This window comes from Microbacterium sp. (assembly GCF_041909575.1).
Lineage (GTDB): Bacteria > Actinomycetota > Actinomycetes > Actinomycetales > Microbacteriaceae > Microbacterium.
In genome coordinates, this window is the sequence record NZ_JAYRDE010000002.1 from 43,256 (window position 1) to 58,967 (window position 15,712).

The window sequence follows — 15,712 nt, forward strand, 5'->3', positions numbered from 1 at the left end:
CCCGCGCGGCGGCCATGACGGTTCGTCCGGTTCGCAGGCCGGATGCGGCGGACCGTCCGCCGGGCCACGTCAGGGCCGACCTCGGTCAAACGGTGGGGACTTTTCGGCACCGCGGGCCCCGCACACCGGCTAGGAGACCGATTTCTCCCGCGCGTTCGTCAGATCACGCCGGCGTTCGGCATAGGCGACGACGGCGCAGGCGTCTCGGGATCGGGCGACGGAGCCGGCGGCTCGGGGAAACCGGGCTCGGCGGGCGCCGGGAACGTCGGCTCCTGCGGGTTCGGCGCGAGGGGCTCGTCCGGCGACGGCGCGAGGGGCTCGTCCGGCGAGGGGGGGTTGGGCTCGGCCGGGAACGGGGCCGGGTTCTCGTCCGGGATCGACGGCGCGGGCTTGCCGGGGACCGTCCCCGGCTCCGTCGTCGGGTCGCCGGGTATGCCGGGGGTGCCCGGATCTCCCGGGACGCCGGGCATGCCGGGGGCGCCGGGCACGCCGGGGTTGCCGGGGAAGGTGTTCGGATCGCTCATGGGGATGACCTCCAGCCTCCAGCGTGCGCCGGGAAGCGGCATCCCTCACCCCCGTTGACCGAGGCTCGGGAGGGGTGTATCGCCGAGCCGACTCGGCCGGCGACGCCGGCGACGCGGCCCAGCCACCGAGCCCGGGCTCAGCCGGCGAACGCGGCGGGGTCCGCGAGGAGCGGCTCGAAGGCGGCCTCGGCGGCCCCGATGAGCAGGCGGTCCTCGGCGAGGGAGGCGACGCGGATGTCGAGCCCCTCCATGTTCGCGGGCATGGCCTGCGCTCCCACCGCGGCCGCGAGGGCGGCCAGGTCCGTCGCGGCGAGGGTGGCGAGGAATCCGCCGAGCACCACGACCGAGGGATTGAGCACGTTGACGGCGTTGGCGAGGGCGGTCGAGAGGATGCCGCGCTGCCGCGCCACCTCGGCGGCTACGGCCGGATCCTCCGAGGCGGCGAGAGCCTCGGCGAGGGTCGGCTCGTCGGCGGCGCCGAGACCCACGGCCTCGAGGAGCAGGGTCCGGCTGACTTCGTCCTCGAGCACGCCCGCGTCGGCGCGCCGGTCGGAATCCGCGGCGATCCCGGGACGGTTCTGCCCGAACTCGCCGGCGTAGCCGCCCGCGCCGGCCACCGGCATCCCGTGCACGATCAGCCCGCCGCCGATGCCGCTCGCCCCTCCGTTGAGGTAGACGACGTGGTCGATGCCGCGGGCGGCGCCGTAGAGGTGCTCGGCCAGCGCGCCGAGCGAGGCGTCGTTGCCGACGACGGCGGGAAGGCCCGTGGCCTCGGCGACGAGGTCACGCACCGGCGCGTCGGTCCACAGCAGGTGAGGCGCGTTGCGGACGAGTCCGTCGGCGGCGCGCACGAGCCCGGGCACCGCCAGGCCGACCGACACGATCCGGGCGCCGGTGAGGGGTCCGCTGCGCCAGTCGTCGATGCGGTCCGCGACGAGCTTCGCGGTCTCGGCCGGTGTCAGCAGGTGGTCGAGCTCGACGCGCTCGCGGCGGACGATCTCGCGATCGAGCCCGACGGCGGCGATGGTGAGGGCGTCGACCTCGGGGTTCACCGCGACGGCGAGCACCCCGGCGGCGACGGCGACGACGGGCGACGGGCGGCCCACACGGCGCGAAGGGTCGGGTGCCCGCTCCTCGACCAGGCCCGCCCGCACCAGCTCGGCGACGAGGTCGGCGATCGTCGAGCGGTTGAGGCCGGTCGCCTCGGTGAGCGATGCGCGCGACAGCGGTCCGTCGAGGTGGACGAGTCGCAGGAGGCGCGCGAGGTTGCGCTGGCGCACCCCCTCGGCGGGCGAGGGATCGGTCACCCCCTCACTGTAGGGCCGGGCGCGGCATCCGCTTCGTATTTGTTGCTCTTGACTCCAAATACATCCCCACGTACTCTGACAGCGTCCACAGCACTTTCGACGCAGATGTCGAAACTTTCGAGAGGTTCGAAGATGAACACACGCAGCAGGACCAGGCTCGTGGCGGCCCTCGCCGCGGGCGGCCTCGCGATCGGCGCCCTCAGCGGGTGCGCCGGTTCCGGCGACGGCGGAGACGGCTCCGGCGACGGCGAGGACGTCACCCTCACGTGGTGGCACAACGCCACCTCCGGACCCATGCCCGCGGTGTGGGAAGAGGTCGCCGCCGAGTTCGAGGCCGCGAACCCCGGAGTCACCGTCGAGCAGACCGGATACCAGAACGAGGAGCTCCAGCGCACGCTCATCCCCAACGCACTGGCCGCCGGCGACCCGCCGGACCTGTTCCAGGTGTGGCCGGGCGGCGAGCTGCGCGACCAGGTCGACAACGGCTACCTCATGGCGCTCGACGAGGTCATCCCCGACACCGTGGAGTCCGTCGGCGCGACGGTCAACCCGTGGCAGGTCGGCGGTGAGACCTACGGCATCCCGTTCACGTTCGGCATCGAGGGCTTCTGGTACAACACCGAGCTGTTCGAGCAGGCCGGCGTCGAGGTGCCCACGACGCTCGATGAGCTGATCGACGTCGTCGGAGAGTTGCGGGATGCCGGTATCACGCCGATCGCGGTCGGCGCCGGCGACAAGTGGCCGGCCGCGCACTGGTGGTACCAGTTCGCCCTGCACTCGTGCTCGCCCGAGACGCTCCAGGCCGCCGAGACCGAGTTCGACTTCTCGGACGAGTGCTTCGTCGAAGCCGGCGAGCAGCTGCAGGACTTCCTCGGGATCGAGCCCTTCCAGGAGGGCTTCCTCGGCACGCCGGCGCAGACCGGCGCGGGCAGCTCGGCAGGTCTCGTCGCGAACGGCCAGGCCGCCATGGAGCTCATGGGCCACTGGAACGCCGGTGTGATCGGCGGCCTCACGCCCGACGAGGAGATCCCCGAGTTCCTCGGCTGGTTCCCCTTCCCGGGCATCGAGGGCTCCGCGGGCGACCCGACGGCGGCACTGGGCGGCGGCGATGGATTCGGATGCTCCGCGGAGGCCCCGCCGGAGTGCGCCGACCTGCTCGCCTACATCATGAGCCCCGAGGTGCAGGCCAAGTTCGCCGCGAGCGGCTCGGGCATCCCGACCGTGGCCGAGGCGCAGGAGTCCCTCGAGGACCCCAACCTCAAGATGGTCGCCGAGGGACTCGCGGCATCGTCCTTCGTGCAGCTCTGGCTGGACACCGCCTACGGCACCACGGTCGGCAACGCCATGAACGAGGGCATCGTGAACCTCTTCGGCGGCGCCGGCACTCCGCAGGACGTCGTCACCAAGATGGAAGACGCAGCGGCGACGCTCTGACATGACCGCTCTTCTCTCGCCCGGGTCCGCGGTCTCCGCGGGCCCGGGCCCCGCACCGGCCCCGCGACGCGCTCGTCGCCGCGAGGGGCGCAAGCGCTTCGAGATCCTCGTGCTCGTGGCACCGGCCCTCGTGCTGTTCGTCGGCTTCGTGATCGTCCCCGTGATCCTGGCGGCGGTCTACAGCTTCTACAACCTGCCGGCGGCGTTCCAGTGGGACGACCTGGCCGACCCGGAGCGGTTCGTCGGGTTCGACAACTACGTCCGCGCGCTCACGACGCCCGAGTTCCTGCGGGCGATCGGCAACAACTTCTTCATCCTCGTCATGTCGCTCCTCGTGCAGGGCCCGATCGCGATCGGCATCGCGCTGCTGCTCAACCGCGCGATGCGGGGACGCGGCGCGCTGCGCCTGCTGATCTTCGTGCCGTACGTGCTGGCCGAGGTCATCGCCGGACTGTCCTGGAAGCTGCTGCTGCAGCCGACCGGTGCGGTCAACGCGATCCTCGAGGCGGTGGGCCTGGGCGCGCTGACCCGCAACTGGCTGGCCGACCCGTCGATCGCGCTGTGGACGATCTTCTTCATCCTCACCTGGAAGTACATCGGCTTCGCGATCCTGCTGTTCCTCGCCGGGCTCCAGGGCGTGCCCGACGAGCTCGCCGAGGCGGCGCAGCTCGACGGAGCGTCGTGGTGGCAGATCCAGCGCTACATCACGATCCCGCTACTCGGCCCGACCATCCGCATCTGGGCGTTCCTGTCGATCATCGGCTCGCTCCAGGTGTTCGACATGGTCTGGGTGACCGTCGCGCCGACCGTGCGCGGCATGGCCACCGAGACCATGGCGACCTACATGGTGCAGCAGGGCCAGTTCGCCGGGCAGCCCGGCTACGGCAGCGCGATCGCCGTCATCCTCTTCCTCATCTCGCTCGTGGTCGCCCTCGTGTACCAGCGCTTCGCGCTGCACCGCGACCTGCGCGGCGCCCTCACCAGTGGAGTCCGCTGACATGACCGCCACCGCAACGATCGTCACCGGCGAGCCGCGTGCCGCGGAGCCCGCCGGCCGCCGGTTCGACTGGGGCCAGCCCTTCGTCTACCTCATCGCCCTCGTGATCGCCGCCGTCGCCGTCGGCCCGGTGCTCTACGTCTTCATCGGCGGCTTCCGCACCACGGCCGACCTCAATGCGAACCCGGCCGGTCTTCCGGACCCGTGGACGATGCAGAACTGGGTCGCCGTGCTGTCGGCGCCCCGGTTCTGGGGCAACGTCTTCGCGAGCACCGTGCTCGCCGTCGCCACCACGGTCGGGGTCGTCGTCGCCGGGATCATGGCGGCGTTCGTGATCGCGCGCTACAGCTTCCGCGGGCGCGAAGCGCTCTACACCGTCTTCGCCGCGGGGCTCATGTTCCCGCTGACCGTGGCGGCGCTGCCCCTCACGCTGCTGCTGCGCACGATGGGCCTGCACGGCACCTATCTCGGCGTGATCATCCCCGGCATCGCGTTCGCGCTGCCCACGACGATCATCATCCTCGTGCCGTTCCTGCGCGCCATCCCCGCCGAGCTCGAAGAGGCGGCGGTCATCGACGGCGCCTCGCGGCTGGGGTTCTTCTGGCGCATCCTCCTGCCGCTGTCGAAGCCGGCTCTGGTGACCGTCGGCATCCTCGCCTTCGTCGGCAGCTGGAACGGCTACCTCCTGCCGCTGCTCGTGATCAGCACCGGCACGCTGCCGCAGGAGCTCTGGCCGCTGCCCCTGGGAGTGACGCAGTTCTCGTCGCAGTACTCGCAGGACACCGGCGCCGTGCTCGCCTACACGTCGCTAGCGATGATCCCCGCGCTGGTGTTCTTCCTCGCCATGCAGAAGCAGATCGTCGGCGGCCTGACGGGGGCGGTGAAGGGATGACGCTCCACGACCACGTGCGCACGGACGCACCCTGGCACGACACCTCGCTTCCGCTCGACGACCGCGTCGACTCCCTCATCTCAGCCATGACGGTCGCCGAGAAGGTCGGGCAGCTCTACGGCGTGTGGGTCGGGGCATCCGACGACGGCGAAGACGTCGCACCGCACCAGCACGATCTCAGCGAGGAGGTCGATCTCGACGCGCTCCTGCCGTCCGGGCTCGGCCAGCTCACCCGGCCGTTCGGCACCGCGCCGGTGGACCCGGCCGTCGGCGCGCTGTCACTCATGCGCGCCCAGCAGCGGATCGTCGCCGCCGGACGCTTCGGCATCCCGGCCATCGCGCACGAGGAGTGCCTCGCCGGCTTCGCCACGTGGGGCGCGACGGCGTATCCGGTGCCGCTCGGCTGGGGCGCGACGTTCGACCCGGATCTGATCCGGGAGATGGGCGGGCGCATCGGCGCCGACATGCGATCGGTCGGGGTGCACCAGGGACTCGCGCCCGTGCTCGACGTCGTGCGCGACGCCCGCTGGGGGCGCGTCGAGGAGACGATCGGCGAGGACCCGTACCTCGTCGGCACCGTCGCGACGGCCTACATCCAGGGCGTGGAGCGGGCGGGCGTGATCGCGACGCTCAAGCACTTCGTCGGCTATTCGGCGTCGAAGGCCGGCCGCAACCTCGCGCCCGTGTCGGTCGGACCCCGCGAGCTCGCCGACGTGCTCCTGCCCCCGTTCGAGATGGCGCTGCGCGAGAGCGGCGTGCGCTCGGTGATGAACTCGTACACCGACCTCGACGGGGTGCCGACCGCCGCCGACGCGACGCTGCTCACGACCCTGCTCCGCGACACGTGGGGGTTCGACGGCACCGTCGTCGCGGACTACTTCTCGATCGCGTTCCTCAAGGAGCTCCACGGCTTCAGCGCGGAATGGACGGATGCTGCGCGCGACGCGCTCGCGGCGGGTATCGACGTCGAACTGCCGACGGTGAAGACCTTCGGGTCCGCGCTGGTGCGGGCCGTCGAGGACGGCGCCGTCGACCCCGCGCTGATCGACCGCGCACTGCGGCGCGTGCTGCGGCAGAAGGGCGAGCTCGGGATGCTGGACCCGGACTGGTCGCCCGTGCCGGCCGTGCTCGGCGGCCGGGCCGAGGCATCCGCCGACGACGTGCGCGGGCTCGTCGACCTCGATCCTGCGGGCAACCGCGCGCTCGCCCGGCGGATCGCCGAGGAGGCCGTCGTCCTGGTCCGGAACGACGGACTGCTCCCCGTTGCGCGAGCGACGCGGATCGCCGTCATCGGCCCGACCGCGGCAGACCCCTACGCCGTGCTCGGGTGCTATTCGTTCCCGGCCCACGTGGGGGTGCGGCATCCGGAACTCCCCCTCGGCATCGCGCTGCCCACGCTGCGCGACACCGTGGCGGCCGAGTTCCCCGAGGCCGACGTCGTGTGGGCGGAGGGCACGTCGATCGACGGCGGAGACACGGACGGGTTCGCCGCCGCACGGGAGGCGGCCGCGGGGGCCGACTTCGTGGTGCTGGCGCTCGGCGACCGTGCCGGGCTCTTCGGCCGCGGCACCAGCGGCGAGGGCTGCGACGCGGCCGACCTGACGCTCCCCGGAGCCCAGCAGCAGCTGATGGACGAGATCCTGGCCACCGGCGTGCCCACGGTGGTCGCCCTGCTCTCAGGCCGCCCGTACGCCCTCGGTCGTGCGCCCGAGGAGGCATCCGCCATCGTGCAGGCGTTCTTCGCCGGCGAGGAGGGCACGGGTGCGATCGCCGGCGTGCTGAGCGGCCGGGTGAACCCGAGCGGGCGCCTGCCGGTGAGCATCCCACGCGACCCCGGAGCCCAGCCGTCGACCTACCTCGCGGCGACGCTCGCGCGCCGGAGCGACGTGTCCAACATCGATCCCGGACCGGCCTTCGCGTTCGGCCACGGCCTCGGCTACGCCCCCGCGGTGTGGTCGGACGCCACGGCGACCGCGGCGGAGATGAGCCCGGACGGCTCGGTCGCGGTGTCGATCCACCTCGGCAATGCCGGCGACCGCGACGGCGTGGAGGTCGTGCAGCTCTACCTGCACGACCCGGTGGCGTCCACGGTTCGTCCGGTGCAACGGCTGATCGCGTACGCCCGAGTCCCGCTTGCTGCGGGGGAGCGGGTGCGCGTGACGTTCGAGGTTCCGGCCGACCTGGCGTCCTTCACGGGTGCGGACGGCCGGCGGGTGGTGGAGCCGGGAGACATCGTCCTGGGCTTCGGCCGCTCCAGCGCCGAGATCGTCGCGACCCGCACCGTGCGCATCACCGGAGCCCCGCGCCGCGTCGACCACACCCGCGCCCTGCACGCCGCCGTGACGGTGACGCCCGACGCGTGAGGGCCGGTGGCGAGGTCGAGGGTGCGGCTGCGGAACTCCACGGATCTGAATGGCACCCGGCGCCATGGCCGCGGATTCGCGGACGCAGGCGCGGCGAGGCGCCGGCATCCGTGGAGTTCTGCCGGCCGTCACCGGCTGGAGAGTGGGGTCAGGCGTCGGCCGGGCGAGGGTCAGGCGTCGACCGGGCGAGGGTCAGGCGTCGGCCGGAGCGACAGCATCCACTGCCGCGGCGAAGTCGAGCGTCTGGAGCACCTCGACCGCCCGCGCGTACCGCGGCCCCGAGAGGGCGACGAAGACGGCACCGACCACGTCGACGAATCCGACGGTCGTGCCGTGCACGAGGACCACGTACCGGTCGATGTCGACGCGCTCCCACCGCACGGCCGAGCCCTGCGGGGCCGGTGGCTCGGGACGCCGCGTCGGCAGCTCCTTCAGGGAGCGCAGGGCGCGCGAGCGGACGGCATTGCGACGCGATGACGAGGCGGGGCTCTCCAGGACCATGATCACGACTCCTCTCGTCGTTCCTCGATCCTCCCCGCGACCCGCGCGGGATGCACAGGGCTTGACGTCGAGCGGGAAGGAGGGGTAGCGCATTCCGCATCCCGTCGAGGCTGCTCAGTCCCACCCTGAGCCTCTCCCCCTGCTCATAACTCCTGCACTTCCGGGCCGGAGGGCGGCCGCGCTCGCGTCTTTCCGGGGGAGCGGGTTCGCAGCGCCTCCGAAGTGCAGGAGTTATGCGCCGTGAAGCGGCCGAGCGCATGCCGCGTCCTGCGCGTCCGGCGGCCCGGCCTCAGCCGGCGAGCGGAGCGGTGCTGCCGCGCACCACGAGGTGCGTCGCGAGGTCCATGCGGAGGGTGTCGACCGTCGCGCCGTCGGCGAGTCGAAGGACGAGGCGCGTCGCCTCCTCGCCCATCCGGCGCAGCGGCTGGTGCACCGTCGTGAGCTGCGGGCTCATCCAGCGGGCGAGGGCGATGTCGTCGTACCCGACGACGGACAGGTCGCCCGGCACGCTGAGCCCGGCGGCGGATCCGGCGGCGATCACGCCCAGCGCCTGCAGGTCGCTGCCGGCGAAGAACGCGGTCGGCGGATCGGCCAGTTCCAGCAGGTCGCGCGCATGGCGCTCGCCGCCACCCGGATGGAAGTCGCCGAACCGGATCAGCGCGGGGTCGATCGGCAGCCCGGCCGCGTTCATCGCCGACCGATAGCCGTCCACGCGGGCCAGGGAGCACATCATGTCCTCGGGTCCGGTGATCGCAGCGATCCGGCGGTGCCCGAGCTCGATCAGATGGCGGGTCGCCATGAGCCCGCCCGACCAGTTCGCCGATCCGACCGAGGGCACGTCGGGGGACGGGTCGCCGGCGGGGTCCACGATGACGAACGGGATGCCGCGGGAGCGCAGCTTCTCGCGATAGCGCTCCTCGATGTCGGAGAACACGAGCACGACGCCCACCGGGCGGCGGCGCAGCACGCCGTCGATCCAGTCCGCGGACGGCGCGTGGCGGTCGCCGCTCACGGTCAGCACGACCGACAGCCCGGCAGCGTGTGCGACATCCTCGACGCCCTCGATGACCTCCATCGACCAGCTCGGCTCCAGCTCGTGGAAGACGAGCTCGACGACCTCGCTGCGCTGCGCCGAGGTGCGACGTCGATAGCCGTGGCGGTTCAGATGCTCCTCGAGGCGCGCCCGCGTGGCGGGAGCGACGTCGGTGCGACCGTTGAGCACCTTCGACATCGTCGCGAGAGACACGCCTGCCTCGGCGGCGATCTCGGCGAGGGTCACGCGGGGTGCGTCGGTCATGGCTCGATGCTAGCCCTCGAAAGTATCGGAATGTCGACGCCGTGTTCCGATCACTCGAGCCGCGGGCGGCGGGTGGACGCGGCATCCGATCTGGTATAGGTTGTCTTCAACAACATTTCGTTCACCGTCGAACCCAGGAGCGTCATGCCCACCCCCACTCGCGACGACAAGTTCTCGTTCGGTCTCTGGACCGTCGGCTACAACGGCACCGACCCGTTCGGCGGCCCGACCCGCAACCCGCTCGATGTCGTCCATGTCGTCGAGAAGCTCGCCGAGCTCGGCGCCTACGGCCTCACCTTCCACGACGACGACCTGTTCGCCTTCGGATCGTCCGACGCGGAGCGTCAGACCCAGATCGACCGCCTCAAGGGCGCGCTGGCCGACACCGGCCTCGTCATCCCGATGGTGACGACCAACCTGTTCTCGGCGCCCGTGTTCAAGGACGGCGGCTTCACCGCCAACGACCGCGACGTGCGCCGGTTCGCGCTGCGCAAGGTGTTCCGCCAGCTCGACCTCGGTGCCGAGCTCGGCGCCAAGACGTTCGTCATGTGGGGCGGCCGCGAGGGCGCCGAGTACGACTCGGCCAAGGACATCCGCGCGGCGCTCGAGCGCTACCGCGAGGCCGTGAACCTGCTCGGCGACTACGTGACCGACAAGGGATACGACATCCGCTTCGCCATCGAGCCGAAGCCCAACGAGCCGCGCGGCGACATCCTGCTGCCCACGCTCGGCCACGCGATCGCGTTCATCGACTCGCTCGAGCGTCCCGAGCTCGTGGGCCTGAACCCCGAGGTCGGGCACGAGCAGATGGCGGGGCTGAACTTCGCCGCCGGCATCGCGCAGGCGCTGTACCACGGCAAGCTCTTCCACATCGACCTCAACGGCCAGCGCGGCATCAAGTACGACCAGGACCTCGTGTTCGGCCACGGCGATCTGCACAACGCCTTCGCGCTCGTCGACCTGCTCGAGAACGGCGGCCCCGGCGGGGTCCCCGCCTACGACGGCCCGCGCCACTTCGACTACAAGCCCTCGCGCACCGAGGACGAGAAGGGCGTGTGGGAGTCCGCCGCCGCGAACATGACGACCTACCTGCTGCTCAAGGAGCGCGCCGCGGCCTTCCGCGCCGACCCCGAGGTGCAGGAGGCGCTCGCCGCCGCGAAGGTCGGCGAGCTCTCGACCCCGACGCTGAACCCCGGCGAGTCCTACGACGACTTCCTGGCCGACCGCTCGGCCTACGAGGACTTCGACGCCGCGGCGTACCTGGGCGGCAAGGGCGGCGGTTTCGTCCGCCTGCAGCAGCTCGCGACCGAGCACCTGCTCGGCGCCCGCTGACGCCTCCCCCCTCCCCCGTCCGTTTGTGCGGGCGAATGTGCGCTGCGACGGCGTCGCAGGCAGTCATCCGCCCGCACGAACGGAGACCATTCGACCGAAGGAGTCCGGATGCCGCTGGTGATGGGAGTCGATTCGTCGACGCAGTCGTGCAAGGTCGTGGTGACGGATGCCGCGACCGGCGAGGTCGTGCGCGAGGGGCGCGCGTCGCATCCGAACGGCACCGAGGTCGACCCGGCCGCGTGGTGGATCGCGCTTCAGGCCGCGATCGGCGAGGCCGGCGGGCTCGACGACGTGGAGGCGTGGGCCGTCGGCGGCCAGCAGCACGGCATGGTCGTGCTCGATGCCGACGGGCGCGTGATCCGCCCGGCCCTGCTGTGGAACGACACCCGCTCGGCCCGCGCGGCAGCAGACCTGGTCGCGGAGTTCGGCGCCGACACGCTCGCGCAGCGCACGGGCCTTGTGCCGGTCGCGTCGTTCACGATCACGAAACTCCGCTGGCTGCGCGACGCCGAGCCCGAGAACGCGGCGCGGGTCGCCGCCGTGGCGCTCCCGCACGATTGGCTCACGTGGCGCCTGCGCGGCTTCGGTCCCGCCGGCGAGTCGCCGCGCGGTCCGGTGCTGGACGAGCTCGTGACGGACCGGTCGGATGCCTCGGGCACGGGCTACTGGGACCCCGATACCGGCGGCTACGACCGTGAGCTCCTCGTCGCGGCGCTCGGCCGCGACGCGATCCTGCCGCGTGTGCTCGGCCCCGACGAGTGGGTCGAGGACACCGACGGACGCCGCGTCGGCGGCGGAGCCGGAGACAACGCCGGTGCGGCGCTCGGACTGGGCGCCGGACCCGGCGACGTCGTCGTGTCCATCGGCACGAGCGGGACGGTATTCGCGGTGAGCGACGCCCGCACGATCGACCCGACGGGGACGGTCGCGGGCTTCGCCGACTGCAGCGGACGGTTCCTGCCCCTCGTCGCGACACTCAACGCCGCGCGGGTGCTCGACGCGATCGCCAGGCTGCTCGGCGTCGACCACGCCGAGCTGTCTCGCCTCGCACTCCGGGCCGAGCCCGGTGCGGCCGGGCTCACGCTGGTCCCGTACTTCGAAGGCGAGCGCACGCCGAACCTCCCCGACGCGACGGCGTCGCTCACCGGCATGACGCTCGCCTCGACCACGCGGGAGAATCTCGCGCGGGCGGCCGTGGAGGGCATGCTCTCGGGCCTTGCCGCCGGGCTCGAGGCGCTGCGCGGACTCGGCGTGCCCCTCGAGCGGGCACTGCTCATCGGCGGCGGAGCGCAGTCCGAGGCGGTGCGCGCGATCGCTCCGCAGGTGCTGGGGCTGGCCGTCGAGGTCCCCGCACCCGGCGAGTACGTCGCCCTCGGCGCCGCCCGGCAGGCGGCAGCCGTGCTCGCGGGCTGAGGCGCCGCCGCGGCATCCGCCGAAGGAGCGGGAGAAATTGCATCCTCGGGCGGCTGAAGCCCCATTTCGGCCTGAATCTCCCCGCGGATTCACCGACAACGGCGCCGATCGCAGACGCGGGGCCCCACGCCCGAGCCTCACGCCCGAGCCCGACGACCCCGCCGGCACCCCAGCGCCGGCGCTCCCCGCGCGAAGCGCGCGTCGGGGCAGAATGAACCCGTGGCTGAACGTTCCGACCTCGACGCGATCGCGGCCGAGCTGTACGCGCTTCCGCCCGCCGAGTTCACCGCGGCGCGCAACCGCGAGGCGGGCATGGCCGACCGCTCCATCGCCGCGCAGGTGAAGGCGCTGCGCAAGCCGACCGTCGCCGCGTGGGCGGTGAACCTGCTCGCGCGCGAAGGTCAGCTCGCCGACGCGCTCGAGCTGTCGGCGGCGCTCCGTGAGGCGCAGGAAGATCTGGACGCGACCGAGCTCGCCCGCCTCGGCCGGCAGCGGCGCCAGCTGGTCGCCGCTCTCGCGACCCAGGCCGTCGCCCTCGCGAAGGACGCCGGCGTCGCGGTGAGCCCACCCGCACGGGAGGACGTCGAGAAGACGGTGAACGCAGCGGTGATGGATGCCTCGGCCGCGGCCGCCGTGATGACGGCTCGTCTCGTGGCTCCGCTCGAGGCCGGCACCTTCGAGGGGGCCGATCTCGCCGATGCGGTCGGCGGATCCCTGCCAGGTGCCCCGACCCCACCCACCCGTGACGACCTCGCCGAGCGGCGCGCGCGCAAGGCCGCGGAGAAGGCCGCCCGCGAGGCCGAGCGCGTCGCGAACGAGGCGGAGCGCGAACTCGTGAAGATCGACGCGCAGCGCGCGAAGCTCCAGGAGCGGGTGGACCACGTCAGCGAGCGGATCGACGACCTGCGCCGCGATCTCGAACGGCTCGAGACCGACCGTGCGACCGCCGAGTCGGCACTGACGGGCGTCGAGGAGAAGCGGCGGGACGCGGCATCCCGTGCGCGCTCGGCCGCCGCCGAGGCGCAGCGCGCCCGCGACGCCCTGGAGGACTGAGGCCGGCCTCACAGGAGTCTCGTAGCCGGCCTCAATAGCGTGGTCGGCATGGCGAACACGGCGCCCTCGGCGCACGCAGCGAGTCCAGATGAGACGGCGATCACGGTGTCGGCGGCAGAGCTGCGGGAGCTGCGCGACGAGTTCGAGCGCTTCCTGATGGAGTACCGGTTCGGCATGCAGGAGGTGGAGACGAAGCTCGGGATCCTGCGGGACGAGTTCCAGCTCGTGCACGACTACAACCCCATCGAGCACGTCTCGAGCCGCGTGAAGTCGCCCGACAGCCTCGTCGAGAAGGTGCAGCGCAAGGGCGTCGAGCCCGACTTCGCATCGATCCGCGAGAGCATCACCGACATCGCCGGCGTGCGCGTCACGTGCAGCTTCGTCGCCGACGCCTATCGGCTGTTCGACCTGCTGACCGCGCAGGACGACATCGAGGTCCTGCAGGTCAAGGACTACATCGCCCACCCGAAGTCGAACGGCTACAAGAGCCTGCACGCGATCGTCTCGGTGCCGGTGTTCCTCTCGAGCGGTCGCGTCGACGTTCCCGTCGAGGTGCAGTTCCGCACGATCGCGATGGACTTCTGGGCCAGCCTCGAGCACAAGATCTACTACAAGTACGACACCAACGTCCCCGCGGAGCTCCTCGACAGCCTCAAGGATGCCGCCGATACGGCCGCGGAGCTCGACGAGCGCATGGAGCGGCTGCACCGCGAGATCCGGGGCGTACCGCACCTCCCCTCCCCGCGCCTGCGTCCGGCCGGTCCACGGCGCGCGATCGAGGCCTAGAGCCGCCCCCGATCATCACCCCGCCCGGGTGGGTCGAGCGCGCCCCGCCGTCGCTAGGGTGTGTGCGTGGACGACCTTGAGCCGACACTGCTGATCATCCCCATCCTCGGCGTGCTCGCGCCGCTCCTGGCGCGGGGTCTGAGCCGATGGGTGCGGGTGCCGATCGTGGTGTTCGAGCTGGTGCTCGGGATCCTCGTCGGGCCGAGCGTGCTGGGCTGGGCGCAGCCGGATGCCTTCCTCGACATCCTCGCGGAGTTCGGCCTGGCGATGCTGTTCTTCGTCGCGGGATCCGAGATCGAATTCGCCGCCTTCAAGGGCCGCACCGGCAGGCGGGCGTCGATCGGCTGGCTCCTGAGCCTCGCGATCGGCGTGGGGATCGCGTGGGTGTTCGTCCCCGGCGAGGAGGCAGTGATCATCGGCATCGCGCTGTGCTCCACGGCTCTCGGCACGATCCTGCCGATCCTGCGCGACGCGGGCGAGCTCAAGACGCCGTTCGGCAGGGCCATCGGCGCGATCGGTGCCGTCGGCGAGTTCGGGCCGCTCATCGCGATCTCGCTGTTCCTCGGCGGGAAGTCGCCGGGCATCGAGAGCGTCGTGCTGATCCTGTTCGCCCTGGTGGCGGGGCTGGCCATCTGGCTCGCGCTGCGGGTGCCGCGCGGCGCGATGCACCGGTTCGTGAGCTCGACGCTGCACACGTCCGGGCAGTTCGCGATCCGGGTGGTGCTGCTCATCCTGTCCGCCCTCATCGCGCTGAGCGTGGTGCTCGACCTCGACATCCTCCTCGGCGCATTCGCGGCCGGCATCGTGTGGCGCCTCCTCATGCGCGACGCCGCCGAGCCCGACCGTGCGGCGGTCGAGAGCAAGGTCGAAGCCGTCGCGTTCGGCTTCCTGGTGCCGATCTTCTTCATCTACACCGGAGTGACCTTCGACCTGTCCGCGCTCCTGGCCCAGCCGGTGCTGTTCCTGCTCCTGCCGGTGGTGCTGCTCGCGCTGCTGATCGTGCGCGGGCTGCCGTCGATGCTCGCGGCGCCCGAGGGGTCGACCTTCCGGGAGCGCGCCTCGGTCGCGCTCCTCGGGGCGACCGCGCTCCCGATCATCGTGGCCGTCACGGCGATCGGCGTGGAGGAGGGCATCCTGTCCTCGGCGGCGTCGGCCCTGCTCGTCGGCGCCGGCATGCTGTCGGTGCTCCTCTTCCCGCTCATCGCGATGACCCTGCGCGGCGAGCGCCGAGCCCTGAGCGCCACCCCGGTCGAGGACGACGCGGCGTGAGCGCCCCGGAGCTCTTCGCGGCGGCGCGGGCCCGGCTCGCCGACGCCCCGCGCGAAGGACTCGGCGAGCTCGTGGAACCACGGCGCATCCTGGGTCTCGGCCGCGCTCCGCGGATCGTGCCCCGCGGCACGGCGTGGCACCTCGGCGTGCTGCTCCTCACCGACGACGCCGTCCTCGCCACCGGCGAGATCCTCCGGGCGCGCACCGAGGCCCGGCGCGGGTACACGGCCGAATCCCAGCGGGTCCGGGCCGAGCTCGCCGCCGCCGCCCGCCGCGGCGGGTTCGACGAGGGTGCGACCGTGCACCTCGGGTGGCGGATGCTGCAGCCCGACGCCGTCGACAGGGGCGAGGCATCCGGTCCCCTCGCCCTCGTGGACGGCGTGCCCAGCGTCAGGTGGAGCGCGGCGGGCGGCTACCAGCAGCTCGCCCGGTACCTCGACGAGCGCATCGCGCTGCTGCTCGACCCGCCCGGCGGCGCCTGAACCCCGGGTATACCGGCCCGCGCCGGGTGTCAACCGGATGCTGCGCGTCGCACGCCCTCGTA

At 72.3% G+C, this 15,712-nt stretch carries 14 protein-coding genes; 10 read left to right on the top strand and 4 right to left on the bottom strand.

Features of this window, described 5'->3' with window-relative positions; genetic code table 11:
• Positions 1 to 158: 158 nt before the first annotated feature.
• Positions 159 to 524 (bottom strand): hypothetical protein, encoded by a 366-nt coding sequence (locus ACE3O1_RS00625; RefSeq protein WP_374311377.1) that lies wholly within the window; start codon positions 522 to 524, stop codon positions 159 to 161.
• A 137-nt stretch (positions 525 to 661) separates the two neighbouring features.
• Entirely contained in the window at positions 662 to 1,831 is a 1,170-nt protein-coding gene (locus tag ACE3O1_RS00630; RefSeq protein WP_374311379.1) for an ROK family protein, read from the bottom strand.
• Positions 1,832 to 1,963: 132 nt separating this feature from the next.
• Between ACE3O1_RS00630 and ACE3O1_RS00635 the strand changes: the two genes are divergently transcribed.
• From ACE3O1_RS00635 to ACE3O1_RS00650, 4 genes are read left to right on the top strand one after another with little or no spacing between them, the layout of a single operon-like run.
• Complete coding sequence (locus tag ACE3O1_RS00635; protein ID WP_374311381.1) at positions 1,964 to 3,265, top strand: ABC transporter substrate-binding protein; 1,302 nt, start codon at positions 1,964 to 1,966, stop codon at positions 3,263 to 3,265.
• Between the two features lies 1 nt (position 3,266).
• Complete coding sequence (locus ACE3O1_RS00640; RefSeq protein ID WP_374311383.1) at positions 3,267 to 4,262, top strand: carbohydrate ABC transporter permease; 996 nt, start codon at positions 3,267 to 3,269, stop codon at positions 4,260 to 4,262.
• Between the two features lies 1 nt (position 4,263).
• Positions 4,264 to 5,154, top strand: coding sequence for a carbohydrate ABC transporter permease (locus ACE3O1_RS00645; protein WP_374311385.1), 891 nt, complete (start codon positions 4,264 to 4,266; stop codon positions 5,152 to 5,154).
• Complete coding sequence (locus tag ACE3O1_RS00650; RefSeq protein WP_374311387.1) at positions 5,151 to 7,517, top strand: glycoside hydrolase family 3 N-terminal domain-containing protein; 2,367 nt, start codon at positions 5,151 to 5,153, stop codon at positions 7,515 to 7,517. The genes ACE3O1_RS00645 and ACE3O1_RS00650 overlap by 4 nt, the downstream gene beginning before the upstream one ends.
• A 192-nt stretch (positions 7,518 to 7,709) precedes the next feature.
• Here the strand turns inward: ACE3O1_RS00650 and ACE3O1_RS00655 are convergent, their stop codons facing one another.
• Both ACE3O1_RS00655 and ACE3O1_RS00660 read right to left on the bottom strand, forming a co-directional pair.
• Positions 7,710 to 8,018, bottom strand: a complete 309-nt coding sequence (locus tag ACE3O1_RS00655) for a hypothetical protein (protein ID WP_374311389.1) — start codon at positions 8,016 to 8,018, stop codon at positions 7,710 to 7,712.
• 289 nt (positions 8,019 to 8,307) lie between these two features.
• A complete protein-coding gene (locus ACE3O1_RS00660) occupies positions 8,308 to 9,315 on the bottom strand; it encodes a LacI family DNA-binding transcriptional regulator (protein ID WP_374311391.1) in 1,008 nt (335 codons plus the stop codon).
• A 144-nt stretch (positions 9,316 to 9,459) separates the two neighbouring features.
• Between ACE3O1_RS00660 and xylA the strand changes: the two genes are divergently transcribed.
• The 6 genes from xylA to ACE3O1_RS00690 all read left to right on the top strand — a co-directional run bounded on the left by xylA (position 9,460) and on the right by ACE3O1_RS00690 (position 15,650).
• A complete protein-coding gene (xylA, locus tag ACE3O1_RS00665; RefSeq protein ID WP_374311393.1) occupies positions 9,460 to 10,647 on the top strand; it encodes a xylose isomerase in 1,188 nt (395 codons plus the stop codon).
• Between the two features lie 108 nt (positions 10,648 to 10,755).
• Positions 10,756 to 12,060 (top strand): xylulokinase, encoded by a 1,305-nt coding sequence (gene xylB / locus ACE3O1_RS00670; RefSeq protein ID WP_374311395.1) that lies wholly within the window; start codon positions 10,756 to 10,758, stop codon positions 12,058 to 12,060.
• A gap of 219 nt (positions 12,061 to 12,279) precedes the next feature.
• Complete coding sequence (locus tag ACE3O1_RS00675) at positions 12,280 to 13,113, top strand: transposase (RefSeq protein ID WP_374311397.1); 834 nt, start codon at positions 12,280 to 12,282, stop codon at positions 13,111 to 13,113.
• Positions 13,114 to 13,161: 48 nt separating this feature from the next.
• The gene (locus ACE3O1_RS00680) at positions 13,162 to 13,899 is read left to right on the top strand and encodes a GTP pyrophosphokinase family protein (RefSeq protein ID WP_374311399.1); all 738 of its coding nucleotides are present in this window, start codon (positions 13,162 to 13,164) and stop codon (positions 13,897 to 13,899) included.
• 66 nt (positions 13,900 to 13,965) lie between these two features.
• Positions 13,966 to 15,168, top strand: coding sequence for a cation:proton antiporter (locus tag ACE3O1_RS00685; RefSeq protein ID WP_374311401.1), 1,203 nt, complete (start codon positions 13,966 to 13,968; stop codon positions 15,166 to 15,168).
• Positions 15,165 to 15,650: a glutaminase gene (locus ACE3O1_RS00690; protein ID WP_374311403.1), complete on the top strand. Its 486-nt coding sequence runs from the start codon at positions 15,165 to 15,167 to the stop codon at positions 15,648 to 15,650. Before ACE3O1_RS00685 ends, ACE3O1_RS00690 begins: the two co-directional genes overlap by 4 nt.
• The last annotated feature ends 62 nt before the right edge of the window (positions 15,651 to 15,712 follow it).